15 protein-coding genes are annotated in these 22,067 nt (G+C 72.8%); 2 read left to right on the top strand and 13 right to left on the bottom strand.

Going from position 1 to position 22,067, the window contains the following annotated elements:
• From AB0I18_RS02440 to AB0I18_RS02380, 13 genes are all read right to left on the bottom strand, one after another.
• Window positions 1-955, bottom strand: a 955-nt coding sequence (locus AB0I18_RS02440) for an ATP-binding cassette domain-containing protein (protein ID WP_363103486.1), incomplete at its 3' end; no start/stop codon positions are given.
• Complete coding sequence (locus tag AB0I18_RS02435) at window positions 952-1,764, bottom strand: ABC transporter permease subunit (RefSeq protein WP_363103485.1); 813 nt, start codon at window positions 1,762-1,764, stop codon at window positions 952-954. The genes AB0I18_RS02435 and AB0I18_RS02440, both read right to left, overlap by 4 nt.
• Window positions 1,764-2,732, bottom strand: a complete 969-nt coding sequence (locus tag AB0I18_RS02430) for an ABC transporter permease (protein WP_363103484.1) — start codon at window positions 2,730-2,732, stop codon at window positions 1,764-1,766. The genes AB0I18_RS02435 and AB0I18_RS02430 overlap by 1 nt, the downstream gene beginning before the upstream one ends.
• Entirely contained in the window at window positions 2,729-4,336 is a 1,608-nt protein-coding gene (locus AB0I18_RS02425) for an ABC transporter substrate-binding protein (protein ID WP_363103483.1), read from the bottom strand. Before AB0I18_RS02425 ends, AB0I18_RS02430 begins: the two co-directional genes overlap by 4 nt.
• Before the next feature lie 45 nt (window positions 4,337-4,381).
• Window positions 4,382-11,344, bottom strand: coding sequence for an SDR family NAD(P)-dependent oxidoreductase (locus AB0I18_RS02420; protein ID WP_363103482.1), 6,963 nt, complete (start codon window positions 11,342-11,344; stop codon window positions 4,382-4,384).
• Window positions 11,341-15,387: an amino acid adenylation domain-containing protein gene (locus AB0I18_RS02415; protein WP_363103481.1), complete on the bottom strand. Its 4,047-nt coding sequence runs from the start codon at window positions 15,385-15,387 to the stop codon at window positions 11,341-11,343. The genes AB0I18_RS02420 and AB0I18_RS02415 overlap by 4 nt, the downstream gene beginning before the upstream one ends.
• An 86-nt stretch (window positions 15,388-15,473) precedes the next feature.
• On the bottom strand, window positions 15,474-16,211 hold the full coding sequence (locus tag AB0I18_RS02410; RefSeq protein WP_363103480.1) for a class I SAM-dependent methyltransferase: 738 nt from the start codon (window positions 16,209-16,211) through the stop codon (window positions 15,474-15,476).
• 333 nt (window positions 16,212-16,544) lie between these two features.
• Window positions 16,545-16,988: a transcriptional repressor gene (locus AB0I18_RS02405; RefSeq protein WP_363103479.1), complete on the bottom strand. Its 444-nt coding sequence runs from the start codon at window positions 16,986-16,988 to the stop codon at window positions 16,545-16,547.
• Window positions 16,989-17,269: 281 nt separating this feature from the next.
• A complete protein-coding gene (locus AB0I18_RS02400; RefSeq protein ID WP_363103478.1) occupies window positions 17,270-17,395 on the bottom strand; it encodes a hypothetical protein in 126 nt (41 codons plus the stop codon).
• Window positions 17,396-17,464: 69 nt separating this feature from the next.
• On the bottom strand, window positions 17,465-18,238 hold the full coding sequence (locus tag AB0I18_RS02395) for an ABC transporter permease subunit (protein ID WP_363103477.1): 774 nt from the start codon (window positions 18,236-18,238) through the stop codon (window positions 17,465-17,467).
• Window positions 18,235-19,167 carry an ATP-binding cassette domain-containing protein gene (locus tag AB0I18_RS02390; protein WP_363103476.1) on the bottom strand — a complete coding sequence of 311 codons (933 nt, stop codon included), beginning with the start codon at window positions 19,165-19,167 and terminating at the stop codon, window positions 18,235-18,237. The genes AB0I18_RS02395 and AB0I18_RS02390 overlap by 4 nt, the downstream gene beginning before the upstream one ends.
• 76 nt (window positions 19,168-19,243) lie before the next feature.
• A complete protein-coding gene (locus AB0I18_RS02385; protein WP_363103475.1) occupies window positions 19,244-19,912 on the bottom strand; it encodes a response regulator transcription factor in 669 nt (222 codons plus the stop codon).
• Complete coding sequence (locus AB0I18_RS02380) at window positions 19,909-21,144, bottom strand: sensor histidine kinase (protein ID WP_363103474.1); 1,236 nt, start codon at window positions 21,142-21,144, stop codon at window positions 19,909-19,911. The genes AB0I18_RS02385 and AB0I18_RS02380 overlap by 4 nt, the downstream gene beginning before the upstream one ends.
• Before the next feature lie 197 nt (window positions 21,145-21,341).
• Between AB0I18_RS02380 and AB0I18_RS02375 the strand changes: the two genes are divergently transcribed.
• Window positions 21,342-21,716 (top strand): winged helix-turn-helix domain-containing protein, encoded by a 375-nt coding sequence (locus tag AB0I18_RS02375; RefSeq protein ID WP_363103473.1) that lies wholly within the window; start codon window positions 21,342-21,344, stop codon window positions 21,714-21,716.
• Window positions 21,713-22,024, top strand: coding sequence for a hypothetical protein (locus AB0I18_RS02370; protein ID WP_363103472.1), 312 nt, complete (start codon window positions 21,713-21,715; stop codon window positions 22,022-22,024). The genes AB0I18_RS02375 and AB0I18_RS02370 overlap by 4 nt, the downstream gene beginning before the upstream one ends.
• Window positions 22,025-22,067 lie beyond the last annotated feature (43 nt).

The following is a 22,067-nucleotide window of genomic DNA, read 5'->3' as shown; positions in this document are numbered from 1 at the left end:
CCGCATCCAACAACGCACCGGACACGCCCGATTCAGGCCGGTCTCCGCCCGCCGGCGCGCAGGACACGCCTGGCCCGGACCGGTCGGCTTCCAACGACGTGCCGGACACGTCGAGCCCGGTCCGGTCGGTCTGGTCGGTCTCCAGCAGTGTGCGAGACGCGGTCGGCCGGGGCGGTGCGCTTGCCCTGCCGTCGCCCGTGGCCCGGGCGCTTGCGCTCGACATCGGCCGAAGCGGACCCGGCCCGGCGGGCGCTTCGGCCGGTGTGACGCGGATCGTGACATCCGCCAGTTCGCCGAAGAGACGCTCATCATGGGTCACCAGAACCACGCAGCGGTCCGGTGAGCCGCGACGGGCCTCGACCGCGCGCTTCACCAACGCCGCCGTCGCCGCGTCCATGGCCGACGTCGGCTCGTCGAGGACGAGCAGATCCGGGTCGGCGGCGAGCGCCCGGGCCAGCGCCACGCGCTGGGCCTGACCGCCCGAGAGTTGGCCCGCGCGGCGCGAAACGAGCTCGGGCGGCAGCCCCAGGAGGTCGAGTTGTTCGGCGACGCGTGCCGCTCGGGTGCCGCGGTCGCCGGCGAGGTCTTCACCGATCAGGTGGCCGACGCGCCACAGCGGATGCAGTGTGGCGCCGGGGTCCTGGCCGAGTCGGCCGCATCGTGTGCGTCGCCACTTCCGGGCGGAGCGGCCCGCCTTCAGGAGCGTGCCCTGCCAGTGCACGGTTCCGGCCGACCGGCGCAGCCCCGCCGGGAGGGTGTCGAGGAGAGCGTTCAGCAGAGTGGTCTTGCCTGCTCCCGAGGGGCCGGTGATGACCAGGACCTGTCCCGGTGCGGCCCGTAGACCGGTCGGTGGCAGGACGAGTGCACCGTCCCCCGTCCGGCGGACCGTCAGCCCGTCCGCCGCTAGCAACGGAGGCTGCCCCGACGGCGACACGCCGTACGCCGAGGTGGTCATGCAACCGCCCCCTTTGCGGACCCTGCCCGGTGGGCCGCGGCGGCCAGCGCCCAGGCGCAGCAGGCCAGCAGCGCGGCAGGCGCCAGCAGCGCCGCCGGGTTCAGTGCGGCACCCGAAAGGTTCTCGCTGAGCATCAACGCCCAGTCGGGTTCCGGCGGTTGGGGTCCAAGGCCGAGGACGGCGAGCGCCGCGGCGATCTGCAGTGCGGTCACCAGCCGGAGTCCGGCGTCGGCCGTCACCAGGCCACGCAGTGCGGGCAGCACCTCGCGGGCCAGGACGGACGGCACGGTCTCGCCCCGCTCCAGGGCCGCCTGCACATGGCCGCTGGTACGAAGCCGCGCCGATTCGCCGGCCACCACACGGGCGGTGAGCGGCGTACCACTGAGCACAGATGCCACCACCACGGCTGTCCCTCCCGGTAGCGCGACCGCCAGTACCAGGGCGAGGACGAGGGCGGGAACCGCCAGCAGCAGGTCGCACAGCCAGAACACCGCACGGGCAGTTCGCCCGCCGGCCCACCCCGCGGTCAGGCCGAGCAGGGTGCCGCAGCTCACGGCCACCACCGCGGCGAGCAGCGAGACGGCCAGCAGTTGGGTGCCTCCGTGCAGCACCCGCGACAGCACATCGCGTCCGAGGCCGTCCGTCCCGAGGAGGGCGCCCGACCCCGGTGGCGACCAGGGCGGACCGATCTGCTGTGCCGGGTCGTGCGGGGCCGCATACCGCCCCAGCAGCACCAGAAGCGCGATGGCCCCGGCTGTGGTCGGGGCGGCGGCGACCGATGGGAGCCGGCGGCTCAGGAAGGAGGGCATCAGGCTCTCCCCCCGACCAGCGCGGGAGTGGCTGTGCCACGCCCGTACTCGGCAGGGCCGCCGCGTCCCGAGTGGCGTACGGCCAGGCGGTCGGCGACCAGCATGCACAGCAGCAGGACGACGACCGGGGGCAGCGCGGCGGCCTGTACTACGGGTATGTCGCGCACGGCGACCGCGGACACCAGCAGGCTGCCGGTGCCGGGATAGCCGAACATCGTCTCCACCAGAGCCGTGCCGGCCATCAGTCCGCCGGCCACGAGAGCGGTCACCCGCATCGCCGGAACCAGCAGGAAGGGCAGCACGTGCCGGATCAGCACGAGGGCGGGCGGCAGGCCGCGCACGCGGGCGTCGCTCACATGGGGCCGGCGCAGGGTGTCGTCGAGCGTTCCGCGGAGCAGCACGGTGGCGTACGCCGCCGAGGGCAGTGCCAGCGTGAGCCCGGGCAGCACCAGCGCCTCGGGCGCGTCGAACGGCGACCCCCCGGGCGGCAGCAGGGACACGGCCGGCAGCCAGCCCAGGATCCCGGCGAAGACCATGCCGAGTACGGCCGCGTGGACCGACTGCGGGACGGCGGCGAGCCCGGTCGCGAGCGCGCCACCCCGGCCGCCGCGCAGAAACGCGACGGTCAGGGCGGCCGAAGTGAGCAGCGCGGTGACGGCCAGCGCGAAGGCGACCAGGGTGGCCGTGGCGGGCAGCCGCTCGGTGAACAGGCCGGTCACGGCGCGTCCGCTCACCAGGGACCGGCCGAGGTCGCCGCGGACCGCACCGTACAGCCAGTCGAGATAGCGGACCGCGGCCGGCCGGTCGAGGCCGAGCCGCTCGCGTTCGTCCGCCAGTTCCTGCTCGGACGCCCGTCCCGCGCGCTGGATGTCGCCCGCGTCGCCAGGCAGCAGCGCGGTGGCGGTGAAGACGACAGCCGTGGCCGCCACGGTCAGCAGCACCGGCCGCAGGAACGGGCGAAGGGTCACTTCGCCATCCACACCTGGTCGATGAACATCCGCTGGAAGCCCGGTCCTTCGGGCAGTCCGGCCACGCCGCGGGCCGCGAGGTCGAGGCCGTCGCCGGTGCCCCACACGACGTAACCGCCGTCCTTCCAGAGGTCCCGCTGGATGCCGGCGAGCAGGGTGTTGCGCCGGTCGGCGTCGAGGGTTCCCATGGCCTTCGTGAAGCCGGCGTCGAACTTCTTGTTCTTCCAGGCGGTCTCGTTGGTGGGAGAGGAGGAGAGCAGGCCGACCCGCACCAGGTCGGGGAAGGAGATGCCGCCGTAGTAGCCGGTGTAGAACGCCTTCTTGGCGTACACGGCGGTCCAGTAGGTGTCGGCCGGTTCGACCTTGACCTGGGCCTTCACGCCGATGTCGGACAGTTGCCGTGCGTAGAGGGTGGCCGCCGTGTCCATACCGGGGTACGCGGTCGTGGTGTGCAGGGTGATGGTGATTCCGTCGGCGTGGCCCGCCTGCTGCAGGAGTTCCTTCGCCTTCGCGACATCACGCTCGCGCTGCGGCAGGTCGCGAGGGTACGAGGGGTCGTACGGGGTGGGCAGGTCGTTGGCGATCTGCCCGTAGCCGAGGAAGACCGTGTCGACGAGTGCCTTGCGATCGGTGGCCAGCCGGAACGCCTCCCTGACCCGCGGATCGTCGAACGGCTTGGTGTCCATCCGCATGACGAACGGGTACTCGGTGACGCCCTTGCGCCGTACGACCTGCGGTCCGGCGCCGCCTCGTACGCTCTTGACGGCGGCGGGGCTCACGCTGCCGGCGACGTCGGCCTGCCCGGAGGTGACGGCGTTGGCGCGGGCCTGCGGGTCGGCGACGGCCTGGATCTCGATACGGTCCAGATGCGGGCGCGTTCCCCACCAGTCGTCGTTGCGGACCAGCACGGCGGTCTGTGCCCCGGAGGTGCGCACCTTGAAGGGGCCGGAGCCGGGGACGGTCCTGGCGAAGTCCTTCGTGCCCTCGGGCACGATGAAGCTGACGGATTCCAGGGCCTTGGCGGCCTGGGCCATGGGGGCGCGGGTGGCCAGGACGACGGTGTGGTCGCCGTCGGCGCTGGACGCCTTCATGTCGAAGTCGGCGAGCCGGCCGTAGTTCTCGGCCGCCTTGTCCGTGATGCGCCGCAGGGAGTAGAGCACGTCGGCGGCTCGTACCGGGCTGCCGTCGGTGAACTTCGCGTCGTCCCGGAGCGTGAACGTCCAGCGGTCCATGGCCTTGTTCGGTTTCCAGGAGACGGCCAGTCGCGGCGCGGGCTCACCGTCCTTGCCGGGCACGGTCAGCACGTCGTAGGCGAGGGCGAAGCGCAGCACGTCGGATTCGTTGCCGAGGCCGCCGTGCGGGTCGTTGCTCGCGGTGGCGGGCGAGCCTGCCACCGCGTAGCGGAGGGTGCCGCCGTCGACGGGCTTGCCGACGGGCGCGGCCGTGCTTCCGGGGTTGTCGTCTGACGACGAGCATCCGGTCAGCAGCAGGGCTCCGACCGCGGCCACGGCGAGGAAGGTGCGGCCCGGCTGCCGGGGCACGTCGGTGAGTTCCGGTTTCCGTTTCCGCAGGGACGGTGTCCGCAAAGGCGTGTTGATTCTCATCGTTCTTTCCGTGTCTGGAGGTGAATGTCCGAACCCGTCGGCCACTCAGGTGTCTTTGAGCGCCCGGTCGGTGAGGGCGGCGATCCGGGCTGCCGCCGGTCCGGTCAGCAGGGAGTAGTGGTGACCGTCGACGGGCACGTCGTCGACCGGGCCGGACACATGGGGTCGCCAGCCCAGGCAGGCGAGGTCGGGCGCGTCGTCGACTCCCATGCCGACTCCGGCGTTGCTCGGGGACGGCTGGGTGGCGCGGAACAGCAGCAACCGGGTGTCGGGGTCGGTGAGTCGGCCCGCCTTGTGGTCGCCCAGGGCGCGCAGGTGGCGTTCGAAGACCCCCAGGCGTACCTCGGCGGTCTCCCGCGGGCCGACGAGACCGGCCTCGCGCAGCCGGGCGGCGACCGCGATCCGGGCCTGCGGTGACGGAGCGTCCAGCAACCGCACGGCATCGGTCTCACCCAGGCCGAGGTCCATGTCGAGGAACGCCTCCAGTGACCGCAGATAGCGCACGGCCGCGATCGCCTCGTCCTCGTCGGGTCGCGCGCCGCCGAGTGGCGTGATGCGGTCCGGCACATTCGAGTCGATCATCAGGAGGAGATCGGTGCGTTCTCCCCGCCGTTCCAGTTCACAGGCCATGGCATGGGCGAGGGTGCCGCCCATGGACCAGCCGCCCAGGAGGTACGGGCCGCGCGCCTGGTATGGGCGCAGGGCCGCCAGATACCGGTCGGCCATACCGGCGATGTCCTCGGCGGCCGTGCCTCCGGTCAGTGCCGGATCGGTGAGCGCCACGACGCGCCGCCCGTCCGTCAGCAGCCCGGCCAGTTCGCCGTAGCACAGCACATCGCCCCCGGAGGGGTGGACCAGGAACAGCGGCCGGTCGTTGTTGCCGTCGCGCAGCAGCAGTGCGGTGTCCAGGTCCTCGGTGTCGCCGTCGGTGGCGTCGCGGTGGTTCAGGAGTGCGGAGCCGGCTGGTCGGCGCTTCGACTGCGGTGTCTCCGCCCTGAGTTCCGGTGCGGCAGGGGTGATCCGCCGTCCGCTTGGTCCCGTACTGCCCGGAGGCCGTGATGCGGTCTCCCAGGCAGCCGGGTCCCGTGCCAGGTGGCGTACGCGGGCGGCGTACGAGGCGAACGCGCGGTCCGCCTCGTCGGCGGGCAACTCGCTTTCCAGGACGTCCCATTGGAGGAGCAGCGCGCCGTGCTGTTCGAGTACCTGATGGTCCAGCCAGGTCTGCGGGGTGCTGCTCACGCCGTGGACCGCGGTGCCGGCCCAGTCCAAGTCGTGGCCGCCGCCGAGCGGCCCGGACAGGCCCAGGGCGCTGGTGAACACGACGGGTACGGACTCGGTGCGGCCGGTGCGGGTGGACTTCTCGGCGAGCAACTCCAGTGCGGAGAACTCCCGGTGGTCGAGGTCCTCGAAGAGGGAGCGCTGGGCACGGGCGGCGGCGTCGGCGAAGCAGGCGTCGTGCGACCGGTCCACGGTGTGGAGCATCAGGGAGGTGAAGTCGCCGACGACCTCGTCCGCGCCGGGCAGGTCGGACGGCCGGTCGAACAGGGTGAGCGTGAGGGAGAACCTGTCCTGAGCGGACCAGTCGGCGAGAGCGTCCCCGTACGCGGCGAGCAGGACGGCGGTCGGTGTCAGGCCGCGCCGGGCCGCCTCGGCCTTGAGCGAAGCCCAGTCGTCCGGCTCGATGCGTGCGCTGCGGCGCCCGAAACGGGGACGCGTACTCGCAGCCTCCGGAGCGCGCAGCGGCAGTGCGGGAGCACCGGGCAGGCTGTCGATCCGGGCCCGCCAATAGGCCGCGGCGCGAGCGCGCTCCGGGGACTTGGCACGCCGCTCCAGCGCGGCCACGCACTCGGCGAACGTGGTGCGTACCGGTGGCAGCCGAAGTTCCAAGTCCTGGTACAGGGCGCACAGTTCACGGTCCCAGATCAGGTAGCTCGCGGTGTCGCAGACCAGGACGTCCACGTTGACGAACAGGCGCACCACATCGCCGGGCAGGCGGGCCGCCCTGATGTCGATCAGTGGCCAGCGCCCGGGACGCGGCTCGCGGCGGACCATGCGGGCACGGATCTGGTCGAGCTTCTGTACGCGCCGCTCCTCGTCCAGCGCGCTCAGATCCTGGACCCGGATGCGGTAGCGCGGCACCCGGTCCAGTACCCGGTTGCGTCCCTCGGGAGAGACGACCGCGCGGAGCATGGGGTGGCGGGCGATCACACGGTTCCACGCCTCCTCGTAGCGCGCGGTGTCCAGGCCCGGGCAGTCGTACTCCAGGTGGAACGAGCAGGGCACATCGCCGAGCCGGTAGCCTCCCGAGCCGCCGACCCAGTAGGCGTGTTGCACCCGGGTCAGCGGGAACTCGCCCGCGGAGCCGGTGAGTTCCGGTGCAGGGGTAGTGGTTCCGGTCTGCGGCGGCGCATCGGAGCGTGCCGCGGCCGGCACTTGCGGCCGGCCACCGCCCTGGTCCGCCGCCCCGCCGGGCGCGGGAATCAGCGGGGCCAGTGCCGCGACCGTGGGCCGCGCCAGCAGGTCCTGCAGGCGCAGCCCGGCGCCGCGTTCGTCGCGCAGCCTGGCGAGCATGCGGGTGGCCAGCAGGGAGTGGCCGCCGAGCGCGAAGAAGTCCGCGTCGCGGTCGGTCACGGGAAAGCCGAGGAGTTCGGACCAGAGGGCGGCGAGCACTTCCTCGGCGGCTCCTCGGGGCGCGGACGTTCCCTGTGGCGGGGTGCCGTCCGACGGTTCCCGGCTCGGTGCGACGGTCGGGACGCCGGCGGTACGGCGGGCCAGATCCGCCGGGGAGACCGCCAGGGACGCGGGTGCGCGGCCGTCCTGGGCGAGGTGGAGCAGCCGGTCCACGGAGCGCATACCGTCCCGCAGACCGATCGAGTGACGGGAGGCGACCACCCGTTCGGTGCCGCCGGGGCCGATCCGCCAGCCGTCCCAGGCCACGCTGATCCAGCGGGTGCCACCCGGTCGTCCGCCGGAGCTTTCGCGTTGTGCGTCGTCTCGTATGTTCTCCCGTACGTTCTCCCGTTCGGCCAGGGCGTCGAGGAAGCGGTTGGCCGCGGCGTACGGGGCCAGGCCCAGGCCGCCGACGAAGGTGGTGGCGGACGACATCAGCAGGACGGTCTCGGGCCGCAGCTCGTCCGGCAGCCCGCGCAGGGCGGATCGCAGCGCGATGGCACCCGACACCTTGGCCCGGGTGTGCGCCCGTACGGTGTCCCGCTCCACGGCACGCAGCGGGGCCACCGCGGCCGAGGCCACGACGCCGGCCGCGTGGACCACCAGGTCGAGGCGTCCGTACCGCTGTGACACGTTCCGTAGGAGGGCCGCCGTGGCGTCGGGATCCGCCGCGTCGACGGCCCGTACGTCGAGTTCGACGCCGTCCTCCCGCAGCTGTCGTATGGCCTCGGCCCGCTCGGCCTGCGGGCTTCCCGGCGCCGGGTCCAACGGCAGTCCGTCGCGGCCGGTGACCACGATTCGCCAGCCGTTACGGGCGAGATGGGCGGCCAGGGCCATGCCGACGTCGCCGAGTCCGCCGATGACGACGGCCGTTCCGCCGTGCCGCGCCGACTCGGGTGCCGAGGGGTGCCAGGGGGTCACGCCGCGGACCCATCGGTGGCCGCCGCGGCCGGCGGTCTCCAGGCCGCTCGGCCCGCCGGAGGCCAGGGCACCCGCCTCCGCGCACACCCTCCGGACGTCCTCGGCGCGGGCCGGACCGGCCGCGAGGTCGAGGGAGCGCCAGCGCAGGCCGGGGAACTCCTGGGCGAGGACCCGGGGTACGGCCAGCCCGGCCGCACCCTCCGGTGTCGGACGGTCGCCGCTCTCCACGTGGTGCGCGCCGACGCTGACGTGGAGCAGGAACCCGGTGCCGGCCCAGGGGGCGGCGGACCGGGCGAGTGCCGCGTACCGCAGCACCGACTCGGTGACCCGCCCGGCCGGATCGGCGGACGCCTGCGGGGGCGTACCGCCGTCCCCGTCATCGCCGTGGGTGTCGATCAGGATCATGCCCGTGCAGGGCAGCGACGGTTCGGCGGCGGCCTGCGCGAGGGTGACAAGGCGGGCTCCGGCGGCCGCGAGTTCCTCACGCACCTCGATCAGCAGCGGGGAGTCCGGGTGGCCCTCGACGAGCCAGCGACCCTCCACCTGCCGGGGCGCGTCGACGGGCGGCGTCCGGTGCCACACCGGCACCTGGAACGGCTCCTCCTCGTCGGGCTCGGCCGTCGTCTCGTACGGCACGGGCGCGTGGCCGGGCCGTGTGTCGGCGGGCTCGTCGATCCACAGGCGCCGCCGGTCGACGGGCAGCCCCGGCAGCGCGATCCGCCGCCGGCCGGGGCGGTGGAGGGCGTCGGGGTCGAGCCGGACGCCGTGGGTCCACAGTTCGCCGGCGGCTGTGAGGAGGGCGGCCCGTGCCCCGCGGTGGTCGTCGCGTCCCGGCAGGGTGGGCAGGGTGGCGACGACGTTCGCCGCACCGTGCTGGCGGACGAGCTGCAACAGGCCGCCGCCGGGGCCCACTTGGACCACGGCGACCGGTCCGGTGCCGAGCGCGGTGGTCAGGGCGTCGGAGAACCTGACGACGGACCGCAGATGGGGCACCCAGTGCTCGGCCCCGGGCGGGGTCAGCAGCAACTGTCCGGTGAGCGTCGTGGCGAGCGGGACGGCCGGGGTGCTGGGCGCAATCGCCTCGGCCGCGGCACGGAGTTCGGGCAGCACCGGGTCGACCAGCCGCGAGTGGGCGGCCGCGTCCAGGTGGAGCCGTGCGGTGTGGGTGCCGTCGGCGGCCAGCCGGCGCTCGAGAACGGTCACCGCCGCGACGGGTCCGGAGACCACGCAGGACCGCGGTGCGTTCACGGCGGCCAGGTCCAGGTCCGGATGGTCGCCGAGCAGCTTCACGACCTGGTCCTCGGGCAGCGCCACGGTCAGCATCGCGCCGCCGCCCGCGGTGCGGGACATACCGCGGGAGCGCACCTCGACCAGGGTGACGGCATCGGCCAGCCGCAGTGCTCCGGCCGCGACGGCGGCCGCGTACTCGCCGAGGCTGTGGCCGATGAGCGCGTCGGCCTCGACGCCCCAGTGGCGCAGCGTACGCGCGGTGGCGAGCGAGACGGTGAACAGGGCCGGGAGTCCGTGTACGGGATCGCGCAGCAGTCTCCCGGCCGCCTCGTCCGAGCGGTCGGCGGCGATGAGCGAGGCGAGGCCGGGGCCGGGGCCCTCTGCGCGCGCGTCGAACAGCGCGGCGCACTCCTCGACCGTGCGGGCGAACTCCGGTTCGTCGTCGAGGAGTTCACGGCCCATGCCCGGGTACTGGGCGCCGCCGCCGGGGAAGGCGAAGACGATTCTGGGGCGGGTGGGCGGGACGGCGCGCCGGGGCGCGGCGAGGAGGGCGCGGCTCGTGTCGCCAGGCCCGAGGACGCGGGTCGACTCCGCCGGCACCGGCGTGCGGTTCGTATCGCCGGGCACCAGTTTCCGGGTCGTGTCGGCGGGCGTCTCGCCGAGCACTGCGGCGGTCCGGTGGGGCTGTTCGCCGCGGCCTGTGTGCAGGGTGTAGGCGGCGTCGGCCGCGTCGACATCCGGCTGGTCCAGAGCGGCGGCCGTTACGTCGGCCAGGCGCTCCAGGGCGTCGTCGCGATGCGCGGAGAGCAGGACCAGTTGGGGACGGCCGTCGGCGGGGGCCGCGGTTCGCTGGGGCGCGCTGCCGAGCACGGCATGGCAGTTGGTGCCGCCGATGCCGAAGGAACTGACACCCGCGTAGCGCGGTCCGGGCCACGGGTCCGCCCGGTGGGGCACGGTGAACGGGGAGTTGTCGAGTTCGAGATCGGGATTCAGGGGCAGGGCGCCGAGGGACGGAGGGAGCACTCCGTGGTGCAGGGCGAGCACGGTCTTGGCGAATCCGGCGATGCCGGCCGCCGAGTTGGCGTGTCCGATGTTGCTCTTGACGGAGCCGAGGGCGCACCAGGCGGGACCGTCCTCCCCGAACACCTTCTTCAGGGCCGCGAGTTCGACGACGTCGCCGAGCCGGGTGGCGGTTCCGTGGGCCTCGACGTAGCTGATCATGCTCGGTGTGACCCCGGCGAGAGTGAGGGCCTCGGAGATCGCGCGGGCCTGTCCGCGGGGGGACGGCGCCGTGAATCCGGTGCGGTCGCCTCCGTCGTTGTTCACCGCGGACCCGTGCAGGACGGCGAGGACCGGGTCGCCGTCGGCGAGGGCGTCCGCGAGGCGGCGCAGGACGGCGACGCCCACGCCCTGGCTGTGCACGATGCCGGTGCCCTCCGCGGAGAACGGACGCACCCGCCCGTCGACCGAGAAGATGCCGTCGGGGACATGGAGGTAGCCCCTGCCCTGCGGAACGATCAGCGAGGAGCCGCCGGCCAGAGCCGTGTCGCACTCCCCCGCCAGCAGGGACTGCGCCGCCAGATGGACCGCCACGAGCGAGGTGGAGCAGGCGGTGCCCACCGAGATCGCCGGTCCGGTGAGGGCCAGCCGGTGGGCGACGTGCAGCGGCAGGTAGTCGCCCACGCCCGAGATCGCCGCCTGGAGACTGCCCACCGGATCGGCGGCGGAGTCGGCGTACCGGCGGACGAGGTGGCGCGTCAGGTAGTCGCTGTGGGCGGCGCCGGCGAAGACTCCCACGGCGCCCGCCCCGGCGCCCGAGCCGTGCCCGGCCCGTTCCAGGGCCCGCCCGCATGCCTCCAGGAACAGCCGCTGCTGAGGATCCATCAGGGCGGCCTCGGGGTCGGTCAGCCCGAACGGCTCCGGGTCGAACAGGTCCTGGCCGTCGATCAGTCCGCTCACCGGCACATGTGCCGGGTTCCGCCGCAGCCTGGCCGACAGGCCGCTCTCGGCGAGTTCTTGTTCGGTCTGCCGGGTCAGCCCGCTGCGTCCCGCCGCGAGCAGGTCCCAGAAGGACTCGGTGTCCGGGGCACCCGGGAAGCGGCAGTCGAGGGCGGTGACGGCGATCAGCTCGTCGTCTCCCCGGTCCACCGCCTGCGGTGCGTGGCTCTGTTCGGAGGGCTGGGTCATCCGGCGGTCTCCCGGGCAAGGGCACGCGCGGCGACCCGCGAGGCCAGGCGGGTCTGCGGTACGGGGTCGGCGGTACGGGGGTCCGAGGGGGCTGTGCGAGATGAGGTGCCCTCGGCCGGGGGCACGGCGGTGCCCGGCCGCCGTTCGGGTTCCCGGGGGTCCAGTTCACTGATCCGGGCGGCGAGCGAACCGACCCCGGCGTGCGCGAACATGTCGGCCAGAGCCAGCCGCGGGGCGATGCCCTGGCGGAGCCGGCGATGCGCGAGGACCAAGGTGAGTGAGGTCGCGCCCAGGGCGCTGAAGGTGCTGTCTGCCGTCACCGGGCTCCCCGTGAGATCGGCGAGGACGGACGTGACCTCGTCGAGCACGGCCCGGTCCCGCGCGGGGTCGGCGCGGGGTGCCTCGGTCGTACGGGAGGGGGTGGCGCCCGGAGAGGAGACCGGCCGGGCGGTTGCCGTGACCGGGGAAGCAGGACGGTGGACGATCTCGGCCAGTCCCCCGGCGGCGAGCCGCGGTTCGAGGCGGGAGGCCCCGGCCAGCTGCCGCACCCGCCGCAGCCAGTGCGCGGCCGCCTCCAGCGCCTGGTCGGCGGGAAGTACGCCGGGCCTGAGGACGATCGCGGCCTCAAGACCGAGCGCGGCGGCTTCGTCGAGCGCCTCGGCGGCCCACCCGGTGCCGGCGTCTCCCGTCGGCACGTCACCCACGGCCCCCGGCTCGGCGGCGACCGTCTCTTCCGCGGCCTCGAACAGGCTGTCGCTGTGGACCTCCCGCTCCTGGTACGGGCTCGTGAGGGCCGCGTGGTCGATCTTGCCGTTGGCGGTGACCGGCAGGTGGTCCAGGACGACGAACCGGCTCGGGACCATGTACTCGGGCAGCCGCTCGCGCAGCGCGGCCGCCAGGTCCTCCGGGGACGGGGCCTGCGTGGTTCCCTTCGGGGACAGATGGGCGACCAGCCGCGGACGGCCGTCGGGTCCCCGCACGGACGAGGCGACGCACTGCCGCACGCCGGGATGCCGGCCGAGCACCGCCTCGATCTCACCCAGCTCGATGCGATGGCCCCGGATCTTCACCTGCCGGTCGGCCCGGCCGAGGAACTCGATGGCTCCCTCCGCGGTCCATCTGCCCAGGTCACCCGTGCGGTAGAGGCGGCGCCCGAGGACCGGGTGGACGGCGAAACGCTCGGCGCTCTGCACGGGATCGCCGGTGTAGCCCCGGGCCAGACCGTCGCCGCCGATGAACAGCTCGCCGGCCTCACCGACCGGGCACGGCGCCCCCTGGTCGTCGAGCACCTGGAAGGACTGACCGCGCAGGGCCCGGCCGTAGGGGATGCTGCGCCAGCTCGGGTCGGTGTGCTCCACGGGGTGGGTGATGGACCAGATCGACGCCTCGGTGGCGCCGCCCAGGCTCATGAACTCGGCGTGCGGGGCGAGCGCGCGCAGTCGCTCGGGCAGGGTCAGGGGGATCCAGTCGCCGGACAGCATCACCAGCCGCAGCGAGCGCAGGGCCGCGGTGGCTGCCTCCGGTTCCATCTCCGCGTACTCGACCAGCATCTCCAGCAGGGCGGGGGCGGTGTTCCACACGGTGACGCCATGACGTCCCGCCTGTTCGAGCCAGTGCTGCGGGTCACGCTGCCGGGCGGGATCGGGAAGCACCAGGGAGCCGCCCGCGCCCAGGACGCCGTAGATGTCGAAGACCGAGAGGTCGAAACTGAGGGCGGACAGGGCCAGTACGCGGTCGTCGGCGTCGATGCCGAACCGGTCCACGATGTCGTCGATGGTGGTACGCGCCGCACGGTGCTGGATCTCGACGCCCTTCGGGCTGCCCGTGGACCCGGAGGTGAAGATCGTGTAGGCGAGGTCGTCCGGGTCCGGCGTCTTCGGCTCCACGAGGTCCGCGGAACCGGCACGGCGTGCGGGCCTGCCGGTGGCGGTCAACCGGTGCACGGTGACGCCTGGCGGCCAGGCGATCTTCACTCCACGACCGACCAGCGCGTGCCGGACACCGGCACGTTCGCAGACGGCGGCGATCCGGGCGTCTGGCCAGGTCGGTTCGACGGGCAGATAGCCCGCCCCGGCGGCGCTGACCCCGAGCACGGCGGTGATCTGTGCGACGCCCTTCTCGCAGGCCACGGCCACGAGGTCGCCGGGCCCGGCCTGATGGGCGGTCAGCAGCGCGGCCGTGGCTGCGGCGTTCTCCGCGAGCCGGTCGTGCGTGACGGCACCGGATGTCCCATACAGGGCGGGCCGCTGCGGATATCGGCGTGCGGCTTCCCGCACCGGGGAGTCCAGCAGAGGGCCGGCGTCCGGGAAGGGTGCGACGTCCAGGGGCTCCTCCGGACGGAAGGTCGGGTCCCAGCCCAGGGCGGGATCCCGCCACGCGTCGCTCCGCGCCAGGCTGCTGAGCAGACGGACATGGGCGTCGAGCAGGGCCCGTACGTATCCGGTGGGGAACGCCCCGTCGACAGAGTCCCAGGCGAGCCGAAGCCGGCCGCCCTCGTCCCACACGATGTGGTCCAGCAGGACCTGCGGGGTCTGGGAGATCCCGTGGACCTCCTCGCCTATCCACGCGGCGGGCGGTTCGTCGTCACCGCAGAGGCCTACTCCGCTGGTGAACACCACCGGATAGCGGGGAGCGGGGGCGGCGGTGTCGGAACCCGGTCCGGGGACGAGGTCCCTGAGCACCTCCACCCCGGAGACGGAACGGTGGTCGAGGTCTTCCCAGAAACATCGGTTGACCTCGGCGGCGTATCCGGCGAATCCCTCCCAGCGGCCGGGCATGAAGGGCGGTGTTCCGACGAGGGCGGTCGTGGTGAAGTCGCCCACCGCGTCAGCGGCCTCGCCCGATGTCTCGGGCCGGTCGAACAGGGTGGTGTTGAGGCATATTCGTTCACCGGCCCCCCAGCGGCCCAGCACGGCGGCGAAGGCGGCGAGCAGGGTGGCGGTCGGCGTGACGCCGTATTCCGCGCTGCGGGCACGGACCGCGGCCCAGGTCGACGCGTCGAGCGTCGCGGCGCTCCGGACGAACCGGGGAGGCGTGGTGTCCTCCGCCTTGCGCAGCACGGGAAGGCTCGGGGCGTCCGGAAGGTGGGGGGCGCGCTCGGACCAGTAGGCACGGTCGCGTGTCCGCTGCGCGGCCCACTCCGGATCGGTGGCACGGTTCCGTTGGAGGTTCGCGAAGTCCGTTTCGGGAACGGGGAGTTGGGCGGCGGGATCGGCAACGAGCCGGCCCCACTGGCGCATGAGGAGCATCCAGCCGGCGAGATCGGTGATGAGCACGTCCACGCCGACGTGGAGCCGTGTCCTGCCGTCCGGCAGCAGCGCCGCGTGGATGTCGAAGAGCGGCCAGGTGCCGGTCGGCCGCACCTGATGGGAGCGCTCATCCCGAAGACGGGACAGTGCGAGGCCGGTGTCGTCCGGGGAGGCGTGACGCAGGTCGCTCGCGCCGATCCGGTAGGGCCCGACATCGTCGAGGATGCGCTGCCGGCCGCGCTCGTCCACGGTCATACGGAGCATCGGGTGGTGCTCGACCAGCCGGTTCCAGGCCGCTTCCAGGCGTCCGACGTCCGCGAGGGGGTCCTCGGTGGTGCGGTCGTACTCGTAGTAGTAGAAGGTGGCGACCCCTCCGAGGGGCAGCCCTTCCTCCCGGCCGACGAAGTAGGACGCCTGAACGGGCGTCAGGGGGAACGGCCCGCCGTCGTCATGCGGACTTCCGGCAGAGGCAGGGGCGGGGGCCGTCGTGCCGCTCGGCGCCGCTCGCTCCTCCGGCCTCTCCGCCTGTCCTTGAGCCGGTGCCTCCCGCAGCTCGGCGGCGAGCCGGTTCGCGATGTCCTGAGCGGTGGCGCCGTCGAGGAAGGCGGTGAGGGGGAGGTCGGCATCGGTGCGCTCGCGGATCCGCCGGCGTAGCCGCACCGCGGTGAACGACTCAAGCCCCAGAGCCGACAAGGGTGTGTCCGATGCGATCAAGTCGCTCTGCATGCCGAGGACTTCGCCGATACATTCGATCGCGCTCGCGAGGGTGTCCTGCGCAGGGACGAGCTGACTCATCCGGCCTCCGTTCCATAGACGATGTGCATGATGTGACGGCCGCTTTTCGGGACCGGACGGACCGGACAGGCCGGGTGGGCCGGGTGCTACTCGCCCTGGCGGGTGAGGAGTTGCAGCCCGAGGTCGGGCTTTCCGGCGGCCCGCATGACCAGCCCGGCTTCGGCGGCCTCCTCGGCCAGCTGCCCTTCGCTCGCCACCCACCAGCGGTAGTCGACGGCGACCTCCGACAGCGGCAGCCCGTCCCGCAGGACGCGGTAGTCCATGCGCCAGGTGATCTCGTCCGCCCCGGACGGCTCCGCGGTCGCCCACCCCTCGTAGTGGAGTGCGCCCACGGTCGCCGTAGCCATCCGGGTGCGCGGAATCCGCTCGGGCACGAAGGGTGGAGTGACGCTGACGATGAGTGCGCCGCCGGGGGCGAGCCGACGCGAGGCGCTTTCCCACAGGAACCGCCGTTCGTCCGGCGGCAGATGCCCCAGCACGTTCACGGCGACGATCGCGCGCAGGCCGTCCGGCAGCGAGGCGTGTGCGGCGTCCTGCGCCAACACCGTGACCCGCTCGCGGAGTTCAGGGGCTTCATGGACCCGCGCCAGCAGCACCGCGCGCATGACGGAAGAGGGCTCGACCGCCAGCACGGGGTCGTCGCCCGGCAGCGCGGCGCAGATGGCCCGGACCCCGCGGCCGGTACCGGCCCCGACATCGGCCACCGGTCCGGATCCCGCCCGCACCTGCTGGAGCACTTCGCCCAGCGCCGGGCCGAGGGACTGCCAGGTCCCGGCAATCAAGAGGTCGAGGAACTCGGCAGAGCGTTCGTACGGATCCAGCACGGCAACTCCCATGACCTAGATAAAGACGATTATCATTTTCATCTAGACCCTACACGGACGCAAGGACGAAGGCGCCGCCACCTCCGACCAAAACGCAAGCCGGAGCCCGCACATGCCCGCCGAGCCTCAAAACGGACCGCATGGCCATGCCCCGCACCTCCGGCGGGAATGCGGCCATCTACGGGCTACACAGGCCCCGCGGGCCGCGCCGTCGACGGGACGCCGGTCAGGCGGGGCGGGCCCCATCGGGCGCGGCGGCGCGGGCAGCCGGGTTCCGTGCCGGCGAACTGCCGGATCACGACGGCGGCGCCGTCGTCGAGGTCCAGCGATCCTTCAGGGCGTACAAGTGGGGCGATCGACGAGGCGAGGCTCCTGGCGGCACGGCTCGTCCCCTTCGCCGGGCCGGCAGCGGGCGCAGACGCCGCTGAGTTCGAGGGTGTGCTCCAGTTCCGCGAACCCGGTGACCTCGATGAGGCGCGCGGCCCACTGCTCGACGGCCTCCGCATCGACAGGCTGACTGCGGCCGCAGCAACGGCAGATGAGGTAGTGGCGATGCTCGGCGGTCGGTCGGCGCAGATACAGCCGCTCACCACCCTCGTCACGCACGACGTCGACGAGCCCGGCACGGTCGAGTTCCCGCAGGGTGCGGTAGACGGTGGTGAGTCCGACGGTGCTGCCCGCGCCCGCCATCAGCGCATGGAGCTCCTGCGCGGAGACGAAGTCGCGGCAGCGACCCAGGGTGTCGAGAACGGCACGCCGCTGCCGTGTGCTGCGCATGGCCGCCCCGCTCCCACGCGCCCTCGGACTCTCCTCCGCTTCGCCCATCCCTGGACTCCTTGGTTGATCGGCGCCTGGCTGCACCCCATGCTAGATGAACATGATTTTCACGTCCATGCGCACCCAAGCTCTACGACTGCCTTGACGCGAAAGGCAGTTCGCACATGAACCGGCCCGGCACCCGCTGCCCCCATATCTACATGGGCGCCGCCGCCACAGGCCGCGGGTGGTGGCCGTCGCGATGATGAAGTCCTCATCGGCAACGGGACGGCAGTCCCGCGTCACGGCGCCAGGGCGCGCAGCAGCATCGGCAGGGAATGGTGCAACTCCCGTTCTCCCGTCAGCAGAAGGAGATCAGCGATCACCAGGGCGAGCAGCAGGCGTATGCGTGAGGGGCTCCACGGCATGGGTGTTCCTCCGTTCCGTTCGTACCTGGGCTCGTACCTGGGCGCGGTCGTGCGTTCGTACCTGGGCGGTCATACGTCGCGCCGGCGCAGGGCTCCCGCCGCGAGCAGGAGGAGCGCCGCCGTGTACCCGGCGACAAGCCCCAGCGAGGGCCAGGGGCCGAGGCTGCCGACTGCCTCGGCGGTCGCGTCCGAGGTCTGCGTGAGTTTCTGCAGGGCGGCCGTCGGGGAGAGACCCGCGACCCAGCGCTCGGCGTCGCCGAAGAGCGGCCCGAAGAGGGACGGCAGGAGCAGCAGGCCGATCACGGTGGTGACGGCGCCCGCGGAATGGCGTACGAGCGTGCCGATCGCGAGCCCGAGGAGTGCGGCCACCGCGAGCGAGGCGGCGATGCCGAACAGGGCGGGCAGCGGCTCCCCTTGGGCGTACTTGCCGTCCGCGAGCAGCGCGTCACCGGCACCGTAGGCGAGTGCGCAGGAGACCAGGGCCAGGACGTACATCAGCCCCGCGGCGAGGACCGCCTTCGCGGCCAGCACCGTCGAACGGCGTGGGTTGGCGGCGAACGTGGTGCGGATCGTGCCACTGCTGTACTCGCCGGTGACCAGTAGTACGCCCAGCACGGCGGCCAGCACCTGGGCGACGACGGAGAGGGTGAGGCTGCCGCCGAGCACCGTGTCGTCGGGCTGGAGACTGCCGGTCGCGGCCACGAACACCGCGCCCACGACCGGTGCCACGGCGGTCGCGAGTGTCATCCAGACCGTGGAGCGCACACTGCGGAACTTGATCCACTCGTAGGCGAGGGCCTGCGGGAATCCGGCTCGCGCGGCGGTGGAAGTCGTGGTCGTCATCGGACCGTCTCCTGTTGTGTCCGGCCTGCGGTCCGGTACTCGCCCGAGTCCTGCGCCATCGCCGTGTAGACGTCTTCCAACGAGGCGTGGACCGGGGTGAGTTCATGGATCGCGAGGCCGTGTTCGCGGGCCAGGTCGCCGATCGTGGCGGCGTCCGGTCCTTCCACCCGCCAGCCGCCCAGCGCATCGAGGCGGACGGTGGCGCCCGTGACCTCCAGCAGGCCTCGTAGCTTCTCGGGCTCCGGGCAGCGGACGAGCGTATGGGCCCGGGAGTTGGTCTCGATGAAGTCCCGCGTCGTCGTGTCGGCGAGCAGCCGGCCGCGGCCGATCACGATCAGATGGTCGGCGGTCAGCTCCATCTCGCTCATCAGATGGCTGGAGAGGAAGACCGTACGGCCGTCCGCGGCAAGGGACTTCATCAGATCCCGGATCCAGCGGATGCCCTCGGTGTCCAGTCCGTTGACCGGCTCGTCGAGGATCAGCACCTCCGGGTCGCCGAGCAACGCGGCGGCGATACCGAGCCGTTGGCCCATGCCGAGCGAGAAGCCCCCGACGCGTTCGCGCGCGGTGGCGGGCGGCAGGCCGACCAGTTCCAGGACCGCGTCGACGCGGCGGCGGGGGATGCGGTTGCTCGCCGCGAGCCCAGCCAGGTGCTGGTGGGCGGAGCGACCGCCGTGCACACCCTTGGCGTCCAGCAGGGAGCCGACGGCCCGCAGCGGCGCGGCCAGTTCCCGGTACCGTCGGCCGCCGACGGTCACGGTCCCCGAGCTCGGGCTGTCCAGGCCGAGGATCAGCCGCATAGTGGTGGACTTCCCGGCGCCGTTGGGCCCGAGGAATCCGGTCACCCGGCCGGGCCGGACGGTGAAGCTCAGCCGGTCGACGGCGGTCGTGTCGCCGTAGCGCTTGGTGAGATCGTGTGCCTCAATCATGCCGACGACGGTAGGAAGCACCGGCGCCCCGGACATCCGCCGCCGGGAGTCGGCCGCTACTCCCGCGGGAGTACGTTCACCGCTCCCCCGCCCGGACCAGCCCTGTCTCGTACGCCAGCACCACCAGTTGGGCCCGGTCCCTCGCCCCCAGCTTGGTCATCGCCCGGCTGACGTGAGTCTTCGCGGTCAGCGGGCTCATGATCAGCTGCTTTCCGATGTCCTCGTTGCTGAGCCCGGCGGCGACCAGTGCCATCACCTCGCGCTCCCGGTCGGTGAGCACCGCAAGACGCTCGGCGCCCGCCGCCTCCGGAGCCTTGAGGCGCGCGAACTCCTCGACGACCGACCGCGTGACCGCCGGCGCCAGCAGACTCTGCCCGGCGGCGACCGTGCGGATCGCCTCGCGCAGCCCGTCCGGCTCGATGTCCTTCAGCAGAAAGCCGGCGGCGCCGTACCGCAGCGCCTCGAAGACGTACTCGTCGACCTGGTAGGTGGTCAGCATGACGACGCGTACGCCGTCCAGGGCGCGGTCGGCGGCGATGCGACGGGTGGCCTCGATGCCGTCCACACCAGGCATCCGGATGTCCATCAGGACGACATCGGGGCGGGTCATGCGCACCGCCTCCACGGCCTGCAGCCCGTCCGCCGCCTCGGCGACCACCACCAGGTCGTCGGTCAGATCCAGCAGGGCGCGAAAGCCCGCGCGGACGATGGTCTGGTCGTCCGCGAGGACGATCCGCACGGTCATGGCTGTCCTCCGCGAACCGCGTCGGCCGGTAATGAGGCCCGCACACGGAAACCGCCGCCGGGCCCGGGACCGTACTCGATACTGCCGCCGACCGCCGCGGCTCGTTCCCTCATACCGATGAGCCCGAAGCCATCACCCTGCCCCTGGGACTGGGACTGGGACTGGGACTCGGCCTGGGGTTGGGCCTGGGGCTGTGTCGGCGGCGGCGTCGGTCCGTCGTCCACAACCTCCACTGTCAGCCGGCCGTTCGCGCGGACCACCGACACCGCCGCGTGCCGGGCCCCGGAGTGCCTGGCCACGTTGGTGAGCGCCTCCTGCACGATGCGGTACGCGGCCAGCCCGGTCATCGGGGACACGTCGTCGCCCGTCCCGTCCTGTCGCAGCGAGGTCGCGACGCCACCGTCCGCGAACCGGTCGACGAGCTCGGCCAGTTGACCGAGCCCCGGAGCGGGCCCCGTCGGCTCGTCCTCCTGCCCGCGCAGCACGGTCACCGTGGCCCGCAGCTCCCGCACGGCCTCCTTGCCCGAGTCGCGCACCTGCCGCATCGCGCGCCGGGACAGTTCCGGCTTCGCATCGAGGGTGTCCAGGGCCAGCCCGGCCTGCACGGTCATCGCGGTCACCGTGTGCGCCACGATGTCGTGCAGTTCGCGGGCGATGCGCACCCGCTCCTCGCGCACCCGGCGCACCGCCTCCCGCTCCCGCTCCTCGGCCGCCCGTACCGCCCTGGCCGCGTACTCGTCCAGCAACTGCCGCCGTGTACGCACCACTTCGCCCAACAGCAGCGGCACCAGCGGCCAGAGCATCTCCAGCATCGGCAGCCCCTGCGGGTTGACCACGTCATGGCCGACCCGGAGCGCGACCGCACCCGAGGCAAGGGAGGAGACGAGCCCGGTCCACAGGGTGCGCCGCCGACTGCCCTGTACCGCGACCGTGTACAGCGCGACGATCACCGGCAGGTTCAGCAGTTCCCCGATGTGCCCGTACAGCGCCCATCCCGCACATGCCGCCCCCGTCACCACCGCGACCGGCACCGGCCGGCGCCGCCGCCACACCAGCGCCGCCAGCGACACCGCGAGCAGCAGCCAGGTGAACCAGTCCGCCTGCCGGTATCCGGGATCGTTCCACGCGGCGTCGGACGCCGTGAACTGGCCGACCACGGCGACCACCAGGAGATCGGTGGTCAGCGGGGACAGCGTTCGCACCCGCTCCAGCAGGCCGTCGAAGCTCGTCACGTCATCACCGTAGGGGCCGGATCGAACCGGGGTGTACGACGGTGGGAGTAGCCGGTGCCCCGGACGGATCCCCGAGGCGACCCTGAGAGATCCCCCATCTCACCCCGAGTCCCACCCCGAGATGTGTCAGAACTCTTTGACAGGTACCCAAAACGGGTGTCAGCCTTTCCTGACAGGTACGAAGGAAAGGGGCTGCGATGACCGAGGTCCCGTCCCCGGGACTCACCGGCGACCAGCTGCTGAAGGTGCTCACCGCGCTGGGCAATCCGCACCGGATGCGGATCGTCGCGGCGCTCCTGGAGAGCCGCAACTACGTCAGCGCGCTGGCTCGCGAGATCGGTATGGGCCGCCCGCTGCTGCACATGCACCTGCAGCGTCTGGAGGCCGCCGGGCTGGTCATCGGGTCGCTCGAGGTGGCGGCGGACGGCAAGGCGATGAAGTACTTCGAAGTCGCCCCGTTTTTCTACGAGTTGACGCCGACCGTCATCGCGCGAGCGGCCGCGACGCTCACCGAGACCGCGGAACGGGCCACGCCCCCGACAGCGGACACCGCGAAAGAGGAAGCGAAGTGAATGACCAACTGGTGACGGCCGCCGCCGAAGACGACCTGGGCATCCTGGTCGGCGCCGTCGGCGCGGCCGGCTTCTTCACCCTGCTGATCGTGATCGTCTGGCAGGTGGCCGCCACCTGGCGGGCCCGCATGCTGGCCGCGCGCGAGGAGCAGTACCGGGAACTGGCCGCGAGGTACGCACAACTCCTGGAGGACACCGTCGAGTTGCAGCGCCGTACGGTCGAGGAACAGCGCCAGACGCTCGACGAACTGACACAGACCCGGCTCGCGGTGGGCTCGATGGAGAAGATGATGCGCGAGATCGAATAGCCCGCACGGCATCGGCCGAGCGTACGGCCGGGAGCGGCAACTC

Origin of the sequence: Streptomyces sp. NPDC050704, assembly GCF_040654355.1 — a bacterium.
Lineage (GTDB): Bacteria > Actinomycetota > Actinomycetes > Streptomycetales > Streptomycetaceae > Streptomyces.
This window is presented reverse-complemented; position numbering and strand designations above follow the sequence as displayed.

Excerpts from the sequence above, each read along its gene's own strand:
- AB0I18_RS02435 (WP_363103485.1), bottom strand. The coding sequence starts at position 1,764 with ATGCCCTCCTTCCTGAGCCGCCGGCTCCCATCGGTCGCCGCCGCCCCG.
- AB0I18_RS02425 (WP_363103483.1), bottom strand. The coding sequence starts at position 4,336 with ATGAGAATCAACACGCCTTTGCGGACACCGTCCCTGCGGAAACGGAAA.
- AB0I18_RS02420 (WP_363103482.1), bottom strand. The coding sequence starts at position 11,344 with ATGACCCAGCCCTCCGAACAGAGCCACGCACCGCAGGCGGTGGACCGG.
- AB0I18_RS02415 (WP_363103481.1), bottom strand. The coding sequence starts at position 15,387 with ATGAGTCAGCTCGTCCCTGCGCAGGACACCCTCGCGAGCGCGATCGAA.
- AB0I18_RS02405 (WP_363103479.1), bottom strand. The coding sequence starts at position 16,988 with ATGCGCAGCACACGGCAGCGGCGTGCCGTTCTCGACACCCTGGGTCGC.
- AB0I18_RS02400 (WP_363103478.1), bottom strand. The coding sequence starts at position 17,395 with ATGCCGTGGAGCCCCTCACGCATACGCCTGCTGCTCGCCCTGGTGATC.
- AB0I18_RS02395 (WP_363103477.1), bottom strand. The coding sequence starts at position 18,238 with ATGACGACCACGACTTCCACCGCCGCGCGAGCCGGATTCCCGCAGGCC.
- AB0I18_RS02390 (WP_363103476.1), bottom strand. The coding sequence starts at position 19,167 with ATGATTGAGGCACACGATCTCACCAAGCGCTACGGCGACACGACCGCC.
- AB0I18_RS02385 (WP_363103475.1), bottom strand. The coding sequence starts at position 19,912 with ATGACCGTGCGGATCGTCCTCGCGGACGACCAGACCATCGTCCGCGCG.
- AB0I18_RS02375 (WP_363103473.1), top strand. The coding sequence starts at position 21,342 with ATGACCGAGGTCCCGTCCCCGGGACTCACCGGCGACCAGCTGCTGAAG.